This is a genomic window from Natrinema gelatinilyticum, assembly GCF_024266705.1.
In the GTDB taxonomy this organism is placed as follows: Archaea; Halobacteriota; Halobacteria; order Halobacteriales; family Natrialbaceae; genus Natrinema; species Natrinema gelatinilyticum.
On the sequence record NZ_CP100756.1, the window covers coordinates 2,509,612 to 2,531,799 of the forward strand.

General features: G+C 63.2%; 23 protein-coding genes. 6 read left to right on the forward strand and 17 right to left on the reverse strand.

Annotated elements, in window-relative coordinates; translation table 11 throughout:
• Positions 1–22: 22 nt before the first annotated feature.
• Positions 23–1,006 (reverse strand): phosphomevalonate decarboxylase MvaD, encoded by a 984-nt coding sequence (gene mvaD / locus NJU76_RS12365; protein WP_254528966.1) that lies wholly within the window; start codon positions 1,004–1,006, stop codon positions 23–25.
• A gap of 190 nt (positions 1,007–1,196) precedes the next feature.
• Positions 1,197–1,901: a hypothetical protein gene (locus NJU76_RS12370; protein ID WP_254528968.1), complete on the reverse strand. Its 705-nt coding sequence runs from the start codon at positions 1,899–1,901 to the stop codon at positions 1,197–1,199.
• A gap of 163 nt (positions 1,902–2,064) precedes the next feature.
• On the opposite strand from NJU76_RS12370, the gene nth reads away from it, so the two are divergent.
• Both nth and NJU76_RS12380 read left to right on the forward strand, forming a co-directional pair.
• Entirely contained in the window at positions 2,065–2,748 is a 684-nt protein-coding gene (gene nth, locus NJU76_RS12375; RefSeq protein WP_254528970.1) for an endonuclease III, read from the forward strand.
• 149 nt (positions 2,749–2,897) lie between these two features.
• Entirely contained in the window at positions 2,898–3,158 is a 261-nt protein-coding gene (locus NJU76_RS12380; protein WP_254528972.1) for a hypothetical protein, read from the forward strand.
• A 48-nt stretch (positions 3,159–3,206) separates the two neighbouring features.
• On the opposite strand, the gene NJU76_RS12385 is transcribed toward NJU76_RS12380, so the two are convergent.
• Both NJU76_RS12385 and NJU76_RS12390 read right to left on the reverse strand, forming a co-directional pair.
• Positions 3,207–4,028, reverse strand: a complete 822-nt coding sequence (locus NJU76_RS12385) for an NAD(+)/NADH kinase (protein WP_254528974.1) — start codon at positions 4,026–4,028, stop codon at positions 3,207–3,209.
• Between the two features lie 87 nt (positions 4,029–4,115).
• Entirely contained in the window at positions 4,116–5,426 is a 1,311-nt protein-coding gene (locus NJU76_RS12390) for a M28 family peptidase (RefSeq protein ID WP_254528976.1), read from the reverse strand.
• A 138-nt stretch (positions 5,427–5,564) separates the two neighbouring features.
• Between NJU76_RS12390 and NJU76_RS12395 the strand changes: the two genes are divergently transcribed.
• Positions 5,565–6,629 carry a polyprenyl synthetase family protein gene (locus NJU76_RS12395; protein ID WP_254528979.1) on the forward strand — a complete coding sequence of 355 codons (1,065 nt, stop codon included), beginning with the start codon at positions 5,565–5,567 and terminating at the stop codon, positions 6,627–6,629.
• A gap of 27 nt (positions 6,630–6,656) precedes the next feature.
• Here the strand turns inward: NJU76_RS12395 and NJU76_RS12400 are convergent, their stop codons facing one another.
• On the reverse strand, positions 6,657–7,361 hold the full coding sequence (locus tag NJU76_RS12400; RefSeq protein ID WP_254528981.1) for a DUF2270 domain-containing protein: 705 nt from the start codon (positions 7,359–7,361) through the stop codon (positions 6,657–6,659).
• A gap of 370 nt (positions 7,362–7,731) precedes the next feature.
• Here NJU76_RS12400 and NJU76_RS12405 point away from each other — a divergent pair, with 370 nt between their 5' ends.
• The 3 genes from NJU76_RS12405 (at position 7,732) to NJU76_RS12415 (ending at position 8,996) form a co-directional block, all read left to right on the forward strand.
• Positions 7,732–8,127, forward strand: a complete 396-nt coding sequence (locus tag NJU76_RS12405; protein WP_254528983.1) for a DUF7541 family protein — start codon at positions 7,732–7,734, stop codon at positions 8,125–8,127.
• Between the two features lie 184 nt (positions 8,128–8,311).
• On the forward strand, positions 8,312–8,560 hold the full coding sequence (locus tag NJU76_RS12410; RefSeq protein WP_254528985.1) for a DUF6684 family protein: 249 nt from the start codon (positions 8,312–8,314) through the stop codon (positions 8,558–8,560).
• Between the two features lie 157 nt (positions 8,561–8,717).
• Positions 8,718–8,996 carry a DUF7520 family protein gene (locus NJU76_RS12415; protein ID WP_254528987.1) on the forward strand — a complete coding sequence of 93 codons (279 nt, stop codon included), beginning with the start codon at positions 8,718–8,720 and terminating at the stop codon, positions 8,994–8,996.
• Positions 8,997–9,080: 84 nt separating this feature from the next.
• Here NJU76_RS12415 and NJU76_RS12420 read toward each other — a convergent pair whose 3' ends face one another.
• The 12 genes from NJU76_RS12420 to NJU76_RS12475 all read right to left on the reverse strand — a co-directional run bounded on the left by NJU76_RS12420 (position 9,081) and on the right by NJU76_RS12475 (position 22,188).
• Entirely contained in the window at positions 9,081–10,781 is a 1,701-nt protein-coding gene (locus NJU76_RS12420) for a methylmalonyl-CoA mutase family protein (protein WP_254528989.1), read from the reverse strand.
• An 85-nt stretch (positions 10,782–10,866) separates the two neighbouring features.
• Entirely contained in the window at positions 10,867–11,607 is a 741-nt protein-coding gene (locus NJU76_RS12425; protein WP_254528997.1) for an SDR family oxidoreductase, read from the reverse strand.
• A gap of 171 nt (positions 11,608–11,778) precedes the next feature.
• Entirely contained in the window at positions 11,779–12,609 is an 831-nt protein-coding gene (locus tag NJU76_RS12430) for a CBS domain-containing protein (protein WP_254529006.1), read from the reverse strand.
• Positions 12,610–12,907: 298 nt separating this feature from the next.
• Positions 12,908–14,407, reverse strand: a complete 1,500-nt coding sequence (locus NJU76_RS12435) for a DHH family phosphoesterase (RefSeq protein WP_254529008.1) — start codon at positions 14,405–14,407, stop codon at positions 12,908–12,910.
• A gap of 45 nt (positions 14,408–14,452) precedes the next feature.
• The gene (locus tag NJU76_RS12440) at positions 14,453–15,979 is read right to left on the reverse strand and encodes an NADH-quinone oxidoreductase subunit N (protein WP_254529010.1); all 1,527 of its coding nucleotides are present in this window, start codon (positions 15,977–15,979) and stop codon (positions 14,453–14,455) included.
• Positions 15,979–17,502 (reverse strand): complex I subunit 4 family protein, encoded by a 1,524-nt coding sequence (locus NJU76_RS12445; protein WP_254529012.1) that lies wholly within the window; start codon positions 17,500–17,502, stop codon positions 15,979–15,981. Before NJU76_RS12445 ends, NJU76_RS12440 begins: the two co-directional genes overlap by 1 nt.
• Positions 17,499–19,547 carry an NADH-quinone oxidoreductase subunit L gene (nuoL, locus tag NJU76_RS12450; protein WP_254529014.1) on the reverse strand — a complete coding sequence of 683 codons (2,049 nt, stop codon included), beginning with the start codon at positions 19,545–19,547 and terminating at the stop codon, positions 17,499–17,501. The genes NJU76_RS12445 and nuoL overlap by 4 nt, the downstream gene beginning before the upstream one ends.
• Position 19,548: 1 nt before the next feature.
• Positions 19,549–19,854: an NADH-quinone oxidoreductase subunit NuoK gene (gene nuoK, locus NJU76_RS12455; RefSeq protein ID WP_006181260.1), complete on the reverse strand. Its 306-nt coding sequence runs from the start codon at positions 19,852–19,854 to the stop codon at positions 19,549–19,551.
• Positions 19,851–20,333, reverse strand: a complete 483-nt coding sequence (locus NJU76_RS12460; RefSeq protein ID WP_254529016.1) for a hypothetical protein — start codon at positions 20,331–20,333, stop codon at positions 19,851–19,853. Before NJU76_RS12460 ends, nuoK begins: the two co-directional genes overlap by 4 nt.
• Positions 20,330–20,608: an NADH-quinone oxidoreductase subunit J gene (locus NJU76_RS12465; RefSeq protein ID WP_254529018.1), complete on the reverse strand. Its 279-nt coding sequence runs from the start codon at positions 20,606–20,608 to the stop codon at positions 20,330–20,332. Before NJU76_RS12465 ends, NJU76_RS12460 begins: the two co-directional genes overlap by 4 nt.
• Before the next feature lie 39 nt (positions 20,609–20,647).
• Complete coding sequence (locus NJU76_RS12470) at positions 20,648–21,109, reverse strand: NuoI/complex I 23 kDa subunit family protein (RefSeq protein ID WP_254522901.1); 462 nt, start codon at positions 21,107–21,109, stop codon at positions 20,648–20,650.
• Positions 21,106–22,188 (reverse strand): complex I subunit 1/NuoH family protein, encoded by a 1,083-nt coding sequence (locus NJU76_RS12475; RefSeq protein ID WP_254529020.1) that lies wholly within the window; start codon positions 22,186–22,188, stop codon positions 21,106–21,108. Before NJU76_RS12475 ends, NJU76_RS12470 begins: the two co-directional genes overlap by 4 nt.

Here is a 22,188-nt window from a genome sequence, read left to right on the forward strand (position 1 = left end):
GTGGGATTCGCTGAATCCTCGTTCAGAAAAGGTGGTCGTCCTCCTCGAGCAGGCGGGCGGGGCCGCCGACGCTCCAGGTCGTCGTGGAGACGCCGCAGTCCGAGATTGCTTCTTCGACTTCCTCGGCGTATTCCTCGGTTGTGTTGACGTAGACGCTGGCGCCGGTATCGGTCGAGAAGTAGACCGGGATGTCCTCTTTCTCGCGGAGTTCACGGACGCGGTTGAAGATCGCGAGGGTAGCCGGCTGCCAGTAAACCCACCCCGACGGGCCGGTCATCGTGGTCGCGGCCAGGGATAACGAGTCGTGTTCGGCGAGTTCGAACGCGCGTTCGAAATCGTCGGTCCGTAAGGCGTCACGCATCTCCGCGATCTGGTCGTGGATGTGTGCGTTACGCGCCTGGAACATGTGGCTGTCGGCGGCCTCGTGGTGTGCGTCCTCGGTTTCTTTGTGATATGGCACGAGACCGATGATGATCTTGAGATCCTCGTGGAGAGTGGACGGAATTCGACGGGAGCGACAGTCGTCGTCGTTCAGGCCGGTATGAAGCTGGGAGAACGCACCGGTGACTGCGCGCGCGGCCGAGGCCGACCCGACGCGGGCGATCGTCGAAATTTCCTGCTTCGAGGCGTCCAGTTCCGCCGCTTCGGCTAGGGCCATCGCCGCAGCCGCGAACCCCGACGAGGACGAGCCGAGCCCGACGTTCGAGGGGAAACTGTTCTCGCTCTCGAGGCGAACCGGATACACCGTGTGGGCGGCGTCGGACAGCGAACGCGCTTTCTCGACGACGGCCTCGACCCGTTCGAACGCGCGCCCCTCGAGTTCCTCGCCGTCGACGACGTACGTGTCGTCGTCGTGGTCCATCGAGAACTCTACCGTCGTCCGGGTGTGGCTTGGGGCCGTGCAGACGCTGATGCTGTCGTGATACGGAAATCGCTCGATCTCGTCGCGCATCCCGTGATACTTGACCAGCCCCTGAATGGGGTGGGCCATGGCCGTGGCTTTCATACCCTGATAGGTGGATGATGACCGCTTAAAGTTCACGGCATCTCGACGATAGCTCGAACGCGGTGTCATCGGCGCTTCCTGACGATGTGAACCACGAGGGGCCGGCTTTCGAACCGCACGAGGCGGGGGGACTCGACCGAACCGATCACATTGATCTCCCTCCCCGCTGCGAACGAGGGGGCGGTGACGATCAGAACCGAGGAACCTCGTCGTTTGCGCTCGGCTTCGTTCTGGTTTGCTCGTTCGACCTCGTTCTGGTTTGCTCGTTCGACCTCGTTCTGGTTTGCTCGTTCGACTTCGTTCGGGTTTGCTCGGCTGCGTTGTTCCGGGTCTCTACCTCGAGCGACCGCAGTCGCCGCCGCATCGCGTCGAGATCGGCCTCGTAGTTCGCCTGCACTGATTTGAGATCGTTCTCGAGGTTCGACGTGATCTTCTTGAAGGCGTTACTGACCGTTTGCTCGAGTTCGTTGAGTTCTGCCGCGACGGCATCGACATCTGCGGAGTCGTCGGCTTCCTCGAGCGAATTGCGCACGTCGGTGAACTCCGATCGGAGACCGCGCATTTCGGCCCGGGCGCTCGTCAGTTCGTCGTCGAGCTCGCCCAGACGCCGATCGAGCGAGAGCAATCGCGGCTTGATCTGATCCTCGATTATCGACTCGCGCTCGGACTCGGCTGCCGAAAGCTGATTGACTTCCGCTCGGAGCGACATCACTTCGTCCTGGAGCGTCTCGAGTTGCTTCTCCGAACCGTTCTCCTCGATATCGAGCGTCCACCGAAGGGCTGCTGTGCGCTCCCCGTCATCGGCTTCGAGTTCGGCCAGCAGTACGTCTAGAATACCTGTCGCCCGTTCTTTGCTACGGCTGTTCAACTGCGTGTTGTGGGTGTCCCCCGTCATTGTCAGATCTCCATCCCGTCGACTCGTCTTTTCGTAGCACGTGTGCGATACATAATAATAGTATTCATCATCCGACGGAATTCACCGGGATGGCGTCGAGGGTAGACGCGGATCACCGTCACGAATCGAACGGCTCAAATGTCCGGTCTCGCAACGAGTCTCCATGGGAACCCCCCTCGAGACTCCCGCCGACCAGGCCGAGGAAATCGTCCGCCGGCTCGAGGACGCGTATCCGGATTCGACGATTTCGCTGCGGTACTCGAACCGACTCGAGTTACTGATCGCCGTCATCCTTTCGGCACAGTGCACGGACAAGCGGGTCAACGAGGAGACGAAATACCTGTTCGAGACGTACCAACGACCGGAGGACTACGCGAACGCGCCCCAGGACGAACTCGCGGAGGCCCTGAATTCGATCACCTACTACAACAACAAGGCGAAGTACATTCGAAACGCCTGCGAAACGATCGTCGAGGAATACGACGGTGAGGTGCCGGATACGATGGACGAACTGACCGACCTCTCGGGTGTCGGCCGAAAGACCGCGAACGTCGTCCTGCAGCACGGACACGACGTCGTCGAGGGAGTAGTCGTCGATACGCACGTTCAGCGCCTCTCGCTGCGACTGGGGCTGACCGAGGAGGAACGGCCCGAACGCATCGAACCGGAACTGATGGAGATCGTTCCCGAATCCGACTGGCAACAGTTCACCCACCTCTGTATCGATCACGGTCGTGCAGTCTGTACGGCACGAAATCCGGACTGTTCTGAGTGCGTTCTCGCCGACATCTGTCCATCGGAGCGCGGTGACAGCGAGATCGACCTTGCATCCGGCGAGCCCTGGTAACTTGCGAGACCGTACCTGGTACACAGAGGCCCGACGTAGCGCCTGCGCCCCCCATCTCGAGGCATCCCTTCGCACGGCCACCTCGAGGCGCCGACCATCGCAAGCCCAACGCCTTTTCCCGAATCGTGGGTAGCCTCAGGCAGATTCCAATGTCCGACGACACAGACCAGCGCGACTCCATCGGAAAGGAAGAACACGGCCGGGACGTCGAACTCGCGAAAGAGAAGACCGATCCCGATGAAGACGAAGCGGAGGAGGGCCTCACCGAAGCGGAGCAGGAAGCCCGCGAGCGACAAGACGAAGAACAGCGGCGTCAGGACATCGAACACAAATCCGACGACCGCGAGGACGACGCCCTCGAGAACACGAACCCGGACAACCACCGGGACGAAGAACCGTACAACAGCTGAGGCGGCCGGTTACGGCGGTCCGGTCTCGGCTTAGGTTCGCGGTCTCGATTATCGGTACTTCAGCTGCTCGTCCGGAACGACCAGCGTCGGGAGCGCTCCGGTCGCGGTGACGGTGACTCGCGAATCGACGGTGACCGATCCGACCGGTCGGCCGTCGACGACGAGAGTGACGTCCCCTTCGTCACGTTCGACTGTCAGGGCGAGCCCGTCGTCGGGAAGCACCCATCGCCGGGTCTGGGTGACGAATGGGCCGATCGGGGCGACCGCGATCGCGTCGACTGCCGCCGAGAGCGTGGGTGCACCGACGGCACTCGCGTAGCCATGGCTTCCGGCCGGTGTCGCCACCACGACGCCGTCAGCGCGAAAGGTCGCGACGGTTGCATCCTGACTGTGGACGCCGTATTCCGAGATCCGTGCGGGTTCGTCGGTGACGAGCGTCACGTCGAAGAGCGCGCGCTCGTGATCGCTGGCGTCGTGGGCTTCGGACTGTCGTTCGCGCTCCGGGCGAGTCTCGAGAACGACGTCGAGAATGGGCTGCGCGCGACGAACGGCGCGTCCGTCGAGCGCGACCTCGAGCGCATCGGGGAGCCGATCGCGGTCGACCGACTCGATGCCAGTGACGGGTCCGACCGGGAGAACCGGCGTGTCGACGCCGGCACGGGCCACCGCCGCCAGTGACGCGTCGTCGCCTGTCACCAGCACCGTCGGTTCGGCCGCGAGGACGGTTTCGCGGCTGCCACGGACGATCCTCGCGTCATCGACCGGTGCCGCGTCGAGGGGGTCGGCTATCTCGACGGCGTCGCGTCCGTCACCATCGCTGTCGACAATACCGACGACGGGGTCCTCGCCCGCACTCCACGCGGCATCCATGTCCGTCAGTTCACGCGGCCCGATCAAAAGCGTACGGTTGTCGGTTGCGGATCACCCGCCCGGTATCGGCCTCGTTTCGCTCGTGGCTCACCCGTCGTAGGGCCAGTCGCCAGTGATCCGCATCCCCTCTGCGAGCCCCTGCGACTCGAGGTCGGCGGCGATAGCTGCGGGCTCCCTGTGCTCGACCGTCACCTCGTCGCGGGCGAGTTCGACGACGTAAGCGGTCAGAAGGATGGCCTGTTCGCTCAGCGTTCGGGGTTCGAGTTTCTCGATGGTGTCCGCGAAGGTGTGGCCCCAGCCGCGGCCGGCGTCGTCCGACATCGATTTGACGTGACAGCCGGGTACCCCCCATTTGGCGAACGGCCAGTGGTCGCTGTGGGGGCCGACGCGTGGCACTGTCTCGATCGGGTGATCGTAGCGGTCCGCGACGACGGTAGCGGTCTCCTCGAGTGCATCGAACCCGTGCGTGACGATCGAGAGCGTCCGATCGCTGACGACTCCGTCGTTGTTGACCACCGCCTTGATCGCCCTGTGGTCGGCACGCTCTGCGTACCGCGTGGACCCGACGAGTCCGACCTCCTCGGCACCGAAGACGACGAATTCGACGCAGGTCTCGAGTTCGTCCTCGCGATCCGCCAGCGCGTTCGCGAGTTCGACCACCATCGCGGTCCCCGCTCCGTTGTCCAGGGCGCCTTCCGAGATGTCGTGGGCGTCGACGTGACTCGTCACGAGAACGCGCTCTTCCGTGTCAGGTCCGAGTTCAGCCCGGACGTTCTGACTCTGGGCCGGGTGGCTATCAGCTTCGACGGAGATAGCGATCGATTGGCTGTCGAATCGGCGAGCCAACCGGGCACCGACCTCGTTCGAGACGCCGAGAGCTGGGATCGGCCCGATAGGGTCTTCTTTCCAGCCGACGCTGCCGGTCGGCGGGAGACACCCTTCGACGTGATTTCGATAGAGAAAGCCCGCCGCGCCGTGCTCGGCGGCGTGGTGGTATTTCTCCCGTCGGTGGATATACCGGTCGAAGTAATTGGGCACGTCACTGCGAACCATGACGATGGCGTCTTGGACGTCGGTCTCTGCGAAGTCCTCGGGCAGGCCGTAGCCGAGATCGATCAGCGGTGCATCGACACGGCCGGAGGGACTGCGCGGCAAGGCGATACAATCCTGGGTCGTGTCGCCGGCCATGATCGCGCTCTCGCCGCGTGTCCACCCCTGAATTTCGAACGACTCGAGGCGAGCGTCTCGAACGCCGACATCGGCGAGTTCGTCTCGGGTCAGTTCCGCAGCCTCGCGTTCGCCCTCGCTGCCGGCCATCCGATTCCCTACGTCGACCAGCCGCTCGAGGTGGGTCCAGCCGACGTCGCTCTCGAACACGGTTCCAATCCAGTCAGTCATAGCAGCCACCTCGAGACACGACCGTGTAATTGTATCGTTCGCTCGAGTTGGATCGCCGCATCTCCCGTGGTGGATAGTACCACTCATAGTCACGGAAAACTACGAATCTTTTTTACGCCACTCCAACTCGACACGGGTATGCGGGAGACGCTTGCCGACTGGCGGCCGGCGATCGACGAGGAGATCGCCACCCTGATTCCACGCGAGATTGACGCCGATCACCTCGAGTCCTTCTTTGGTCCTCCGACGTACGCGTACGATCCGGACGGTATCCAGAACGCCTTGGCGGTGCCACTGTGGGACCTACTCGATCGCGGGGGGAAACGGTGGCGTGCAGTACTCTTTCTCGTCTTCGTCGACGGCTTCGGCGAGGACCCGGCCGAGTACCTGCCGTATGCCTGTATTCCAGAGATCCTGCACAACGGGACGATCATCGTCGACGACGTCGAGGATGCGGCCACGATTCGACGCGGCGAACCGGCACTGCACCGCATCTACGGCCGTGACGTCGCACTTAACGCCGGCAACGCGATGTACTTTTTGCCGTTGAAGATCCTCACGCGGGATCCGGCAGACCTCCCGGCCGAACAGCGATTAGCCGCCTACGAGATGCTGATGCACGAACTCAACCGGACTCATCTCGGTCAGGGGATGGACATCTGCTGGCACAACGAACGCGAGGTCCGGGTCGGCACCGAAGAGTACCTCGAGATGTGTGCGTGCAAGACCGGCTGTCTCGGCCGGATCGTTGCTCGATTGGCCGCGATAATCACCGGCCAGCCCCTCGAGGTGGAACGGGCGGTCGCCGACTACGCGGAACTGACCGCGGTCGCGTTCCAGATCGGTGACGACATCCTCGACGTCGAGCACTCGCTCGGCCGGGCCGGCGAGTTCGGCAAGGCGTTCGGGAACGACATTCGGGAGGGCAAGAAGACGCTGCTCGTGATTCACGCACTCCGGGAAAGCGACTCCGACCGCGCTCGCCGGCTCCAGGAAATCCTCGAGGCCGACGATAACACCGACGACGAGATCATCGCCGCCCTCGAAATACTCGAGGACGCCGGCAGCATCGATTACGCCCGCGAACGTGCGCTCGAGCTAGCCGCCGAGGCTCGCGCAGCGATCGACGGTCTGGATTTCGACGACGAGACGACTCGTAAACTCGAGGAATTCACCGAGTTCGTCATCGAACGCGACGAGTAGTGGCGATTCCGACTCGGACCGTCGGTACTATTTCCAACTCCCGGGCTCCTCGCCGTGGAACTCGCCTTTCGCTTTCCGCTGGCCCGGTCGGAACGTGAGCACGGTCACGGCGAGATAGAACGCGGTCACGGCGACGATCACGACTTCGCCGGGGACGCCGGGGACGGAGGCGGTTTGCGTCCACGGTTCGCCCGACTCGTAGATCGAGATCCGAAACAGCCACGCGGCCCCCAGAAGCGCGAAGAGGGGGAAATAGATCCGACGCAATCGGCGTGAGAGGGCTTCCCTGTAGGACACTTTGATCGTCGGCGTTTGGAGGTCGTCGCCGAGTTCGGCGCGCCAGTCCTCGAGCGGCGTGCCGCTCGGTTGCAAGGCGTTCGCGAACAGGTTCTCCTCTAGGAGGCGAACCCGTGCCCGAGTCGCGTCGTACGCTCGGTACCGCCGAACGTCGAACACGAGAAACAACGAGACGCCAACGAGGCCAATCAACAGCATATACGCGGAGGCGTCCCCCCCCTGGAAGGCGAGCGCGAGGACAGCCGTAACGACGACGATTGCCCAGTCGGTCGTGAGATCGAGTCGAGACAGGCGGTTACCCAGCTTCGACACCTCGCCACGGTAGTAATGTGGCATCAGCGAGAGGAACTCTTCGCGATCAGCTGCCGCGACGGCGGCGACGTTTCGCCCTTCGGAACCTGCCGAGTCGAAATTCTCGGGGTTTTGTTCCGTCACGATCCACCACCTTCGGCACTCGGCGAACGCGTCTGCGTGCGACCTCGAGACGGACACGAGTCACGTCGATCGAACGCCGTTCTTCGAGCCGGTAGGAGATAGTCGGTCCTCCTCGAGGACTGCGAGTGTTTGGGGAGCGGACCGGGTGCGGCGGGCAGCTGATTCACCGAATACATACGAGCTGTAGTCGTGGCACGAGGATGATCCTTTCGTCGCAGACGGACCGCCCCCGGATTCCGGCTGGGCTCGACTGTCGATTCCGGCTCCAGCCGGGATCCCACCTCGCAGAGTCGCTCGCAGCGCGCACGTGACTGTCACGAAACCCGACTGGTAGGGCCAGTTTCAACGTCCTCGACGTGGAACGACGGCTATGGCCGACCACTCGATCCAGGCCGAAGCCGAGCCCGATCGGACCGATCCCGCACGGCCATGGCACGTCCTCGTGGCCCTCGGGTTCGCCGGCTCGGAAGTGGGCATCGTCGTCGACGCCGTCCCCGTCGCCGTCGTCGGACTCGTCCTGTTCGCCGCGAGCGTCGCCGGCATCCTCTGGGACGCTGACTACGTCGACGACCCCGTGGCACTCGCAGCCGGATTCGGCGCGGCGTTCGTCGTCGTCGGCGCAGTGCTAGCCGCCCACGGAACGGGGACGGCTCCAATCGGGCCGCTCGAGCCACTCTCCGGATTGGCGAGTCGCGGCGTAGCGCTCGTCGTGGCCGGCTTCGCGACGATCGGCGGTGCCGGGGCCGTACGCTCACGGAGACGGTAAACGATGGCAGTCGCTGACCTGACGACGAGACGATTCGCAGATTCGGTGGCCGTATCGGAACGGTCGTCGACCAGCCGATCGGACGGCCTGTCGCCCGGCGTCGTTCGACTGCGGATCAGTCTCGATGAGGCGACCAGCATCTCGATACACAAACCACCATCCCGATAAGTCAACCAGCATCTCAATGAGCAGACCTGCATTCGACGCGGAAGTCGCACTCGATCTCGCGGTCAACCTGATCCCGTTCGCGATCATCGCGTTTTTCGTCGTCGTCTTCGCGGTGTTCAACCCGTGGGGGTTCAATCCGCTTCAGTCGACAGTCCAGTTCACCATTTTGCTGACGACGATGCTTCTCCTCGCGGTCGTGACCCTTATCGCGGCCAGGGCGATCGAAACGGACGAGCACACGCAACAGAGGAGGCCCGAGACCTGACTACCGTCAGAACCGATGCTCGCGGATCAGTTGATGATCAGGACGAACCCGGTCACCGCCATCAGGACCGCGATGGCGACCAGCAGTAGCAAGAACAACTCCTTCTCCTGCATGCTCGTTCCGTCGACGTCGTGCGGGAAAAACCTACGTCCGAACCATGCGACGAGTACTCGTGCTCACTGATCGAACGGTCGGCGGCCGGACCGTCGTCGCTGGCCTCGGTCTCGCGCTCGTGGCCGCGACCGCCGCGTTCGGGGCACTGCTCGGCGCGACGCTGCCGCGCCACCTCGGCGTCGAGGAAATGTCCCTGTTTGCGCTCGCGATTCCCATCACGCCACTGACATTCGCCGTCTACGGAGCCGCCGCAATGGGTTCCATGCTGCTGGCCGTCGGCCTCGTCGTCCGCGTCCTGTCGCGATTCGACGACGCGGTATAGCCGAACGCGACAGTCACCGCGGCGACCTCGAACGCCACTCGAGGCGACCGGTTTCGAGTCGCGTTCGAAGCCACTCGAGGCGACTCACGCCAGTCCGATCTTCTCGCTGTATGCCCCGTGCTGTGCCTCGAACACCGCCATGATCTCCCCCATCGTCGCGTAGGCTTTCACCGCGTCGACGATGAACGGCATCGCGTTTTCGCCGCGCTCGCAGGCCGCACCCAGGTCTTCGAGCGCCCGTTCGACCGCCTCGTCGTCCCGGTCTGTCTTGACGTCCTCGAGCCGGTCGAGCTGGCGCTCGGCAGTGGTCTCGTCGATCTGCAGGATGTCGGGGCTGGTGTCTTCCTCGAGCGTGTACTCGTTGACGCCGACGACGACTTCCTCGCCCCGTTCGACGCGCTCTTGGTACTCGTAGGAGGCCTCCTGGATTTCACGAAGGAAGTAGCCCTCGTCGATTCCTGCGAGGATGCCGTCGCGCACTGACCCGTCGCCCAGGTCTCGAATTTCCTCGATGTAGCGCATCGCTCGCGACTCGATTTCGTTCGTGAGCGTCTCGACGGCGAAGGAACCGCCCATTGGGTCGACGATGTCGGCCGCGCCGGACTCCTCGGCGATGATCTGCTGGGTGCGTAGCGCGACCCGGACGGCCTCCTCGCCGGGGAGCGCCAGTGCCTCGTCGAAGCTGTTCGTGTGCAGCGATTGGGTGCCCCCGAGGACGCCGGCGAGCGCCTGAATCGTCACCCGAACGACGTTATTCAGCGGTTGCTGGGCCGTCAGCGACTGCCCCGCGGTCTGCGTGTGGAACTTCAGCCGCTTCGACTCGTCGGCGTCGGCGTCGTACCACTCGTCCATCACCCGCGCGTAGATCCGACGCGCCGCTCGGAACTTCGCAATTTCCTCGAAAAAGGAGTTGTGACAGTTGAAGAAAAACGACAGGCGAGGGGCAAACTCGTCGACGTCGAGTCCCCTGTCGAGCGCGTCTTCCACGTAGCCGAACCCGTCGGCGAGCGTGAACGCGAGTTCCTGGACCGCCGTCGACCCGGCCTCGCGGATGTGGTACCCCGAAATCGAGATCGGATGGAACCGGGGCGTCTCCGCCGTACTGAACTCGAGGACGTCCGTGACGAGATTCAGCGAAGGTTCCGGTGGGATCACCCACTCTTTCTGGGCGATAAACTCCTTGAACATGTCGTTCTGAAGGGTTCCGCGCAGGTTCTCGCGGGGGACGTCGCGCTGATCGGCCAGCGCGATGTACATGGCGTAGATGACCGGCGCGGAGGGGTTGATCGTGAACGACGTCGAGATGTCCGCGAGGTCGATCCCGTCGAAAAGGATTTCCATGTCCCGCAGCGTGTCGACCGCGACGCCTTCTTTCCCGATTTCGCCCTGGCTCATGGGATCGTCCGAATCGAGTCCCATCAGCGACGGCATGTCGAAGGCCACCGAGAGTCCGGTCTGGCCCTCGTCGATCAGGTAGTGGAACCGCTCGTTTGTCTCTTCGGCGGTTCCGAAGCCGGCGAACTGACGCATCGTCCACGTTCGGCCGCGATACATCGTCGGATACGGCCCTCTGGTGTAGGGCGCTTCGCCGGGGAACCCGAGGTCCTCGAGGTAGTCGAGATCCGAAACGTCTGCGGGCGTATAGATGCGGTCGACCTCGTGATTCGAGACGCTCGCGAACCTCGCGGCACGTTCGCCGTGGCGCTCGAGGGCCGACTCGAGCGTCTCGGCTTCCCACCGTCGTTCCGCCTCACGAATTCGCTCGAGATCATCCGTGTCGTACATGGGTGTAACATTTGCGGACATTGCAATGAAGGTTCGGGGGCGATGGACTGGACCGAAAAGCGGCCGCCGCAGTCCACTGCGGCGGTCAGATTCGGCGGTGTTTACGATCGGCCACGAGCTGGTCCGTGGCCCAGTCGATGTCGACGAGGTTCGTCGGCCTCCCGGAAAGCCCGTCACGGCCGACGATCTCGAGCGTCCGATCGTGCGCCTCGGGCGTGAACGGGGCGGCCGCCATGACTCGAGCGACGTCCGCACGTGAAATCGACCCGGACACGGAGTCGCCGCCTTCGCCGACGACTACCTCGCCGGTCGGCGGGTCGTTCGTGAGTTTTCCGGGACGAACGATCGTGTGATTTAGCCCCGATCGGCGCAGGGCCGCCTCGGCGTCTTCCTTGGCTGCGAGCGACCCGCGGACCAGTAGCCGGGCCGGAAGCGGCATGCCGGACTTCGAGTTTCCGACTCCGATCGCGCTCTCATGGACGAAGTAAGAGACGCCTTCGCTCACGGCGGCCGTCACGAGATTGATGACGCCGGTTCGATCGACGAGTTTGCCGCCGGTCACGTGACGCCAACTGGGGGGCGTGCCGAGCGCACAACAGACGATATCGCAGTCCTCGACCGCCGCGACGGCGTCGGCCGACTCGAAGAAATCGACGACCATCACCTCGTCTACGCCGTGTCGCTCGAGCGGAGTCACGTTCGCGTACGATTGGGTCGTCGCGCGGACGGCGAGATCGGTCGGTCGAAGGGCGGAGAGGAGTTCTTGCCCGGTTGCCCCGCTGGCACCGGCGACGAGGACGCGGTCGGATGTACTTGAGCTATCCATCGGACGAGGTAGGACACGGACAGTAAAAACCCTCACATGCGGTCGTCGTCTGTGACTGTCCGCTCACGGAGACCGTACGGTACACTCCCCTCTTAGTTGAACATGCGATACCGTTTATACGGCGCTCAAGGACCGTCGGACGCCGTCTGGGTGTTCGCCCGGGCGCCGGCTTCAGATCTCTTCGCCGGCACCGTCGCTGTGCTCGGACTGGAGTCGCTTCGTCGTCTGGACCAGCGGGTGACGGGCGTAATCGACGACGTCGATGTCGTCGATTCGCTCGAGGCCCTCTTTCTCCGCCGTGCGAGCCATCCCGAGATCGATCTCGTATTCGACGACGATGACGTACGCGTCCATCTCGTCGATTCCGAGTCGGTCAGCCGCGAGGACACGGTGGTGGCCGTCCGCCAGGAGAAGGGTCCCGCCGTTGTCGATAACCACCAGCGGCTCGGCGAGGCCTCGTTCGAGTTCGTATCGCCGCCCCTCGAGTTCGTCGGCGTATACCCGCCCCTGCGTCGGAGTGAGATCCGCGAGCGGGACCGTTCGGCGCTCCTCCCGGAGATCGATCTCGTGGATCTGCTCTAAGGTCCGCATCAATTTGCCGACCTTCTCCGGGGTCGCACGTTCGATCTGGCTTCGGATGACGTCGGCGTTAGAGATGATCCCCACGAGGTTACCCGCGTCGTCGACGACTGGGAGCTTCTGGATGCCCGACCGCAGAATGACCCGGGCGGCGTCGTTCACTTTCATATCGGGGTGGGCAACCAGCAGATCGGTCGCCATGACCTTGAAGATAGGATCGCCGTCGTCCGCGAGCAACAGGTCGCGGGCGCTGACGAACCCCTCGACGCGACGGCGATCGCAAACGGGAAAGCCGCTGTGCTCTTCACTCTCGGCGATCCGCGTCGCGACCTGACCGACGGTTTCGTCGGGCGATACCGTCGCCACATCGCGCGTCATGTAGTCCTTTACCCGGGGCTTCGTCCGGTCCGACACGACATCCATATGCAATCGTAGGGGAGCCGCGCGCAAAAGTACTGGTACTGACTGCGACGTCTCGTGAATCTGCCGATCGGAACCGGCCACTCCCGCAACGTGGCTACGCAGCTGTTTTGTGCGATGATACCATCAGTCAGCTATCTCTGCCGGCAAGAACCAGTCATACGGTCTGCTGTAAGTCATTACCGGTGCAACCGTGACCGTCCTGCGGTTGCACCGCTACATCGGTACAGCAGACCGTATCAGTCGGCCGTCTTTGGCTGACATAACCGTTGGGTCGGCTCGCGTTGCAGTCTCCTTGCAGTCAGGCCGATTCGCTCTCGTCCTGCTCTCCCCGCTGTGTGAACAGCCACTCGCTGGTCTGCGTGTATGCTCCGACCGACGTTCCCGGTTGCGTCTCGATCGCCTCGAAGAATCGATTCGTGATGACCTCCTCGACGACGCTGACGATCGATTCCACCTCGTCCTCGTCGTCGGCGCTGCCGAGAATACCGATTTCGAGTTGCGCACCGGCCATATTGGCGTGGCCTCCCGCACTGCCGATCCGGTCGTAGGCGTCCCGAAGCGTCTCACCGAGGTCAACGTCGGCCGCTCTCGAGCGGGCCGACAGGTACACCATTTCGTCGTGGAACCCAAAGACGAGCGTCGTCTCGACGCCCTCCATCGCGAGCAACTCGTCGGCCGCCTGTGGTAACGCATCGCGGTCCCCGATCCGACCGACGCTGGCGACGGCCACCGTATCCCGTTGCACTCGGTTTTTGATCGCCCGCGCGATCGTTTCGAGGGTATCTCCCTCGAGGGAGGGCTGTTCGACCTGGCGCAGAATCGACGTGTCGACGTGGGGCCACAGCAGCGATGCGGCCCGGAAATCCGCGGGAGACACTTCGCGGGTGAAGTCGTTCGTATCGACGCGGATACCGAAGAGCAGCGCCGTCGCGGTCGCTGAATCGAACGCGAGGCCGAATCGGTCGACGTACTCGGTCAGGACCGTACTGGTCGCACCTGCCCCCTGACGGAGGTCCACGAACTCGCCCGGAACCGGTCCGCGAGGCGGATGGTGATCGATGACGATCTCGACGTGACTGTCTTCCGGGAGCTGGTCGTTGACGCCAGGTCGAGAGTGGTCCACCAGCGCAATAGCCGAATACTCCTCGAGTAGGTCCTCGCGGCCGACGTTGCGAAGGTCTAGCTCGAGCAGGTTCACCATCGCCCGATTCTCCTGGTGGGAGATGTCACCGAAGTAGCAGGCGTCGGCATCGACGCCGACCGACTCGGCGATATCGACCAGCGCGACCGCGCTTGCGATGGCGTCCGGGTCCGGGTTATCGTGGGTCACCACAGCCAGCCGACCCTCGATCGCCGACAGCTGGTCCCGAAGTTCGATGGCGGTTTCGGCGGCGGGATTCGTCGTTCGATCGAGCACCTGGTCCGCTATCGCGGCCGACGGGTCGACGATGCGATCGGCAAGTGCATCGAATCGGTCGATGTCCGCCGCGGTCGCGTTCCCGCCCAGATAGGCCACGATGGACGTGTCGGGGAATCGGTCGCGCGCGGCCTCGAGCGTGGCTCGGTTGACGTCCGTTCGGTCGCCGGCGACGAAAACCACGTCCGGGGTCTCGACGGTCGCGATGGACGTGGGATCTGCCGGATCGGCGCTCCGGGCCGGGACGCCATTGTCGCGCAACGTCTCGACGACGCCGTCGTTGTCGGTGATGATGAGCAATCGTCCACCGTCACGCGCGGATAGCTGCTCTGTCACCTGCCGACAGATGGTCCCGCAGCCCAGCACGAGCCAGAAGACCATGTAACGCCGCTGCAACCCCGACGGATAAAAGATACACGGTCTCGATCAGGGGACGATCGCGGCCGCCGCCTCGAGTGCCGCGTTAGCGATCGGATCGAACGCCGGCAGGATGAGGACCGTTATCACCGCAGCAGCGACGATTGCCGCATAGAGCCCGGTCGGTTGAGCGAGACGATCGCGGTCGAGGATCGGGTCCTCAATCCAGAGTGCCTTGACCAGCCGGGAATAATAATACAGCGAGAGCGCGCTGTTGACGACGAGTGCACCGGCGACGACGAGCAGGGCCGCGTTGTCCGCTGCCGCTTCTATCGTCGCGGTGTATAGCATATACTTGCTCCAGAAGCCCCCAAAGAGCGGGATACCCGCAAGGCTGAACATGAAGACAGCCATCGCGGCGCAGGCGACCGGCGCCTGTCTGGCGAGGCCGCTGTAGTCTTCGAACGTTCGACCGACGCCCCAGTACTCGGCCAATCCGACGAACAGGAACGCCCCCGTGTTCATGAAGCCGTAGACTAGCAGGTGCATCATCGCCGCGCCCATGACGAAGTCGGCGGCTCCGGTCGAGAGGCCCGCGAGCCCGATCAACACGTAGCCGGCGTGGCCGATCGAGGAATACGCGAGCATTCGCTTGACGTTTTCCTGTGTCGCCGCCGCGAAGTTTCCGACCGTCATCGTCACGACCGCGAGGACGACGAACGCCCACGTCCACTCGACGCCGATGACGTCGGTCGTCGCATCGAGCGGGAACGCCGTCGTGAACACGCGGAACGCGAGGACGAAACCGGCGGCCTTCGAGGCCGACGAGAGGAACGCGGAGATCGGTGCGGGCGCTCCCTCGTAGGCCTCGGGGGCCCAGAAGTGAAACGGAACGCTCGCCGTCTTGAACGCGATCCCGCCGATCAACATCAGGATGCCGAGCCCGAGCAGGCCGCCCATCTCACCGGCGTTCCCGAGACCCGTTGCGACGGCCTCGAGCTGCAGGGAGCCGGTCGCGCCGTAAACGAGGCTGATCCCGTAGACGAAAATCGCCGACGATAGCGCCCCGATCAGGAAGTACTTTAGCCCGGCTTCGACGCTGCCGCGGTTGTCCTTCAGGATCGCGACCAGCGCGTACGACGGCAGACTCGTTAGCTCGAGCGCGATGAAGATAGTTACGAGGCTGTTGGCCGCAGCCATCATCGACATGCCCGTCGCCGCGAGGATCACCAGCGAGTAGTACTCGGCCTGATAGGTGTGATCCCGCAAGTAATCGTGGCTCGCGACCGTAACGAGGGCGGTGACGGTAGCGATGATGATCATGAAATAAAGCGCCAGTCGATCGACGACGAACTGGTCGCCCATGATATCGATGACGCCATAGTTGTCGATTCCCGTCGCACCGACGCCGGCGGCGCTGAACCACACGGCGACGGCGAGCGACGAGAGTGAGCCGACTACAGCGACGCTGGATAGCAGCGTGCGGTTCGTGGAGTGCGGATCTATGCTATCCAGCAGGAACAGGACGAGCGCCGTTCCCGCGAGGATCAGTGCCGGGGCGAGCGCCGCCCACTCGGGTAGCTGTACGACCGCCATCAGAGATCACCTCCCTGAAGAATCGGATCGACTGCGTCGGTTATCATATCGAAGATCAGCTCGGGAGCCACGCCGAGGACGATGATGAGTCCCAGTAACACGACCATCGATGCGACATCGTGAACGGGTGCACGACCCACGTCGTAGTCAGTCTCGAGTCGATACGGCCCGAACACCGTCCGCTGGAGCGCAAAGAGCAGGTATCCTGCCACGATCACGATGCCGAACATCGCCAGACCGGTAAACAGCGGCGAGTACGCGAGCAGATCGGAGCCGAACGCGCCGAAGAAGATGAAGTATTCCGCGGCGAACCCGCTCATCAGTGGCAGACCCATGTAGCCGAAAGCACCGGCGACCAGCACCCCGACCGCAATCGGCATTCGGTCCGCGAGTCCGGACATGTCCGTCACCATCCGGGTGTGGGTAGCGTTGTAGATGACACCGACGGCCATGAACATCAGTCCCGAGATGAGCCCGTGAGAGATCATCTGGAACGTGGCGCCGCCGACCCCGAACTGCGTGTACGCCACCAGCCCGAGGATGACGTACCCCATCGACGAGACGGACGAGTACGCGACGATCCGCTTCAAGTCGGTCTGGGCGAGCGCCAGCATCGCGCCGTAGATTACGCTGATGACGGCGATCGCCGCGATCGGAACCGCGTACGTCTCGACTTGCTCGGGGAACATCGTGAAGTTGAACCGCAACAGGGCGTAGGTCCCCATTTTCAGCAGGACGCCCGCAAGCAGCACCGACGCCGGCGTCGGTGCTTCGACGTGCGCGTCCGGTAGCCACGTGTGGAAGGGGACGACAGGGACTTTCACAGCGAATCCGAGGAACATCGCGACGAACACCGCAGACGCGAGTGCCGTCCCGCTCAGTCCGAAGACGCCGCCGGGTCCGCCTTCGAGCATCGCCGTCGCGATCTCCGGCAGCGCGAACGACGTGACGTCGCCGAGACCGAAGACCAGCGCGATGAATGCGCCGAACATCACCAGCGACGCCACGTTCGTATAGACGAAGAACTTGATCGCGGCGTACTTCCGGCGCGGGCCGCCCCAGATACCGATGAGCAGGTACATCGGGATCAGAACCGCCTCCCAGAAGACGAACCAGAGGAAGAAATCGAGCGCGGTAAAGACGCCGATCAGGTTCGCCTCGATGAACAGTACGAGGCCGTAGAACTGCGATTCGCGCTCGTCGATCGGCGTCCACGAACTGACTATTGCGAGCGTACAGAGGATCGTCGTCAGGATCACCAACGGGAGGCTGATCCCGTCGAGGCCGACGAACCACGAGATCGTGTACTCGCCGAGTTCGATCCACGGTACCCGCGACTCGAACGCCAGTTGACCGTCGAGCAAGGCGTTGCCGCTCCCGTCGAAGGCGGTGAACAGCCAGAGGCTGATCGCCGCCGGAACGAGGCTGATCGCAAAGGCCAGTTTCCCCGCGATTCGATTCGGCGCGACGAACGTTACCAGCGCGCCCACCAGCGTTACCGCGATCAGAGCTTCGATAATCATACGAACCACCCTCCGAGAGCGCCGAGAATCAGCAGTAAGCCGATAAACCCGGCCACCAACAACGCCGCGTAATTAGTCACGATACCCGTCTGCAGTCGTTTCATCCAGTTGCTACCGAAGAGGCTGATCGTCGACGTTCCGTTGACGATACCGTCGACGACGGTCTGATCGAACCTGTCGGCGGTTCGAGCGAGCGGGAGCGTCAGGCCCTCTGCGAGCCAGACCTGATACTCGTCCTGGTAGTAGTTGCTTCGCAGGACGTCGTACGCGCCGCCGAGTTTCTCGGTGTGGCGTGACGGTTCGGGCACGTTGTACAGCGTGTGTGCGACGAACGCGCCCAAAAGTGCCAGTCCGAGCGACAGGCCGGCGCCGAGCAGCATGGTCGTCGTTTCGGACCCGATCACTCCCTCTTCGAAGGCCACCGTTTCGTGGTATTCGTGGTAGGTCAGCCCCTCGACGTATCCGTACTCGCCGTCGAGCCAGAACTCGAGGAACGTGATATCGATGTGGAACAGTTCGGCGACTGGCGCGAGGTTGACGAATCCGGCGACGGTCGCAAGGATCCCGAGGACGACCAGCGGCACCTTGATCGAGAGCCCGACCGGGTGGGGGTCTTCCGCCGTCTCCGTCCGGGGCTCACCGTGGAAGGTCAGGAAGACCATCCGGAATGTGTAGAATCCGGTGAAAAACACCGCGATCAGCCCCATCGCGTAGGCTGCGAGGATGACTGGCTGTTCCAGGCCGACCGCGAGGGCGTCGAACAGCACCTCGTCTTTCGACCAGAAGCCGGCGAAGGGAACGATTCCCGCGAGCGCGAGCGCGCCGGCGAGGAACGTGTAGTAGGTGACGGGAGCCTCGTTTTTCAGGCCGCCCATCTCCCACATGTCCTGTTCGTGGTGCATCAGGATGATGACGGCACCGGCACCGAGGAACAACAGCGCCTTGAAGAAGGCGTGGTTCATGAGGTGGAAGACGCCGGCGACGTAGCCGCCGACGCCGAGGCCGAGCATCATATAGCCGTACTGGCTGATCGTGGAGTACGCCAGTACCTGCTTGATGTCGTCTTTGACGACGGCCATCGAAGCAGCGAAGAGCGCGGTAAAGCCGCCCACGAAGGCGATGATCGCCAGCGCGGTCGGCGACAACGCGTAGTAGCCGAACATTCGGGCGACCAGATAGACGCCAGCCGCAACCATCGTCGCCGCGTGGATGAGCGCCGAGACGGTCGTCGGGCCTTCCATGGCGTCGGGCAGCCAGGTGTGGAACGGGAACTGCGCGGACTTGCCGAGGACCCCGCCGAGGACGAGGAGTCCGGTGATCGTCACCCAAATCTCGGCATCGAAGCCGAACAGCGTCGCGCCGTCGTCGATAGCTGTCTCGGCGGCGGTGACGAACGATTCTTCGCCGGCGAAGCCGAGGGTGCCGAACGTCGCCGCAATGGCGACGACCCCGATCAGGAAGAAGTAGTCACCGAATCGAGTGACCAGAAACGCCTTCTTTGCGGCCGATGGGGCCGATTCCGTCCGGAACCAGAACCCGATCAGCAGGTACGAACATAGTCCCACGAGCTCGAAGAACATAAACGCCATCAGCAGGTTGTCCGCGAAGACGAACGCGAGCATGCTGAAGGTAAAGAGGCCGAGTTCGGCGTAGTACCGCCGCAATCCGGTCTCCTCTTCGGCGTTCATGTACCCGAGGCTGAAAACGTGGACGAGCAAGGCGATGAGCGAAACGATCACCAGCATGAGCGCCGAAAGCGGATCGATTAGCACACCGAAGGAAAAGGCGACGCCGTCGGCGCCCGTTTCGCTGGCGGCAGCGCCGGCCGTCCACTCGTACAGCGTCGTGTGGTGGACGTTGCCGCCCGCGACGGCCGCGAACATCACGAGCGAGATCAGCAGCGACCCCGCCGTCGCGATAATACCCGGGAGTGCACCCTTCTTCGGCAGGTAGGTCCCGAACAGCAGCGTGACGACGAAGGCCACGAGCGGGAGTACTGCGATCGCCGGTGCGAATCCAAAGGGTCCTGTTGCTGTTGCTGCCATCTTACCACCTCATCGTCGTTGGTACCGTAACGTCGACGTCACGGAAGTTTCGGTACAGCACCAGAATGATTCCGAGTCCGACGGCGACCTCCGCGGCAGCCAGCGCCATCGTAAACAGCGCGAATAGCTGTCCCGTCAGGTTGCCGTGATAGAACGCGAACGCGATCAAGTTGATGTTCGCCGCGTTCAACATCAACTCGACGGACATCAGGAACAACAGTGCGTTGCGACGCGTCAGGACGCCGAACAGCCCGATACAGAATACCGCCATCGACAGCAGGACGTAGTACTGTACGTCGACGGTCATCGGGACTCACCTCCGGCGTCTGTGGACCTGGACCGGTCACCACCGTCGGAACGGAATTCCGACGAGGATCGCCTCGCTCCGCTCTGCTTGCCGCCATCGGTGACGGCAAGTTCCGGTCCCGTATCCCTGCTCGAGGATGCACCCGTACTCGAGAGCGCGGAGACGGGTTCACTGCCTTCCTCGCGTTTCGCGAGGACGAGCGAGGCGTCGAGTGCTGCGTCGAGTGCGACGGCGACGAGCAAGACGGCGGCGAGGAACGGTTCTGTGCCGTCGACTTGCTGCAGCGAGTCGAATCCAAACAGCGAGTAGCCGAGTTCGGCCGTGATCGAGACGTCGTCGGGGAAGCCGGCCCCCGCGGTCGCGGTCATCGGCTCGAACGTCGTATTCAGCGTAATGAGTGCCATTATGCCGAACAGCCCGACGGCGAGTAATCCCGGAACGAGCGTCCGGCCGAGCCGGAGTTTCGGGCCGGTCGTCATGCCTGTACCACCTCGTCGGAATCGATGTCGGATTCGTCACGCTGGGTCAGCATGACGGCGAACGTGATAAGAACGAGGACCCCGCCCACGTAGACGAGGACCTGCATCATGGCGACGAATTCGGCCGCCAGCATCACGTAGTGGACCGCCACGCTGAGCAGCGCAACACCCAGCAGGAGCGCCGAATGCCATGGGTCCTGCACGAGTACGACACCCATCGCGCTAGAAAGCGTGACGAACGCGAACAGCGCGAACGCGATCAGCTCGTAGTTCATATTTATTGATAGTGCCCGTTTGCGGGACGGGCAGACCCGTTACTGGTAGTCGACCTCTCCTTCACCCTCGCCGACCCACGCCCCCCGGTCGGGTTCGCGGGACGCGAGCGGGTCGATGTCCTTGTACCACGGTACCGCTTTCAGCTGTTCTTTGTTGTAGACGAAATCGTGTTTCGTGTCCGCCGTGAACTCGAAGTTCTCCGTCAACAGGATGGCGTCGACGGGACAGACTTCCTCACACAGCCGGCAGTAGATGCACTGTCCGATGTGGAGGTTGTACTGTTCGCCGTTTCGTTGTTCGTCCATGACGATCTGAATCGTGTCGTTCGGACAGACGTTCTCGCACTGGCGACACCAGATGCACCGCTCCTGACTGAACTTGTGGACGCCGCGGAACCGCGGCGACACGTCGGGTGCGGTCTCCGGATATTCCACCGTGAAGGTGGAGCCGTCCAGCGCGTGTTTCATCGTCGTTGCCATCGATTTGAGTATCCCGATCATGCTATCAGCCCCACGATTACCGCGGTCAGGACGAGGTTGGCGAACGAGAGTACGAGAAGTCCCTTCCAGCCAATCTCGATCAGTTGGTCGATTCGAACACGGGGAACCGCCGAGCGCAGCCACTGCGTCGCGAAGAACACCGCCCAAATTTTGACGAGGAACCAGACGATGCCCGGAAGGATCGGCCCGGCGGGACCACCCAGGAATATCGTCGCGATGATCGCACCGCCGAGGAAGATGTGGAGGAACTCGCCGAGGTAGATCAACACGAAGTAGACCGAAGAGTACTCGGTCTGGTAGCCCGCAACGATTTCGGTCGGCGCCTCCGGCGTGTCGAAGGGGTTGCGGCCGACCTCCGCGAAGTTCGCGACGAGGAACAGGACGAACGCGAAGGGGTTGACCAGTGCGTACCACGTCGGAATCGAGACGCCAGCGATTTTCACCAGCGTTTCCTGTTGTACGGCGACGATTTCACCCATCTGCAGCGTGCCGGCGAAAATAACGACCGACATCCCGGTGACGACTAGCGGAATCTCGTACGCGATGTTCTGTGCCACAGCGCGAAGTCCACCGATCAGGGAGTACTTGTTCGCCGAGGCGTATCCGGCCATCACCAGGCCGATACTCGCGATACCAGACACCGCGAAGACGTATGCGAGTCCGACTTCTGGGTCAGCGAGTTGGATTCCGCTCCCCATCGGAATAACGGCGAAGCCGAGCAACGCGGACCCCGCGACGACGATTGGCGCGAGATCATAGGCGGGTCGATCCGCGTTTTCAGGTACCACCAACTCCTTTGAGAGGAGCCGGACAGCGTCGGCGACGATGATGCCGATTCCGCCCGGCCCGAGCCGGTTGACAGCGATCCGATCGGTGAAGGCGGCGGTGATCTTGCGCTTGGCCCACGGCCCTGCGACGCCGGTCATCGCCAGCATCAGGGAACCGACGAACGCCGCCGCGATGAACGTAGCTAGCAGTTCGCCCGCGAGTCCAAATTGGTCGAGGCCCGTCAGGGTCCCGATCCGCTCGGGGAGCAAGACCGTCTCCTGTAACGGAGTCGCTGACAGTGAACCGGCCAT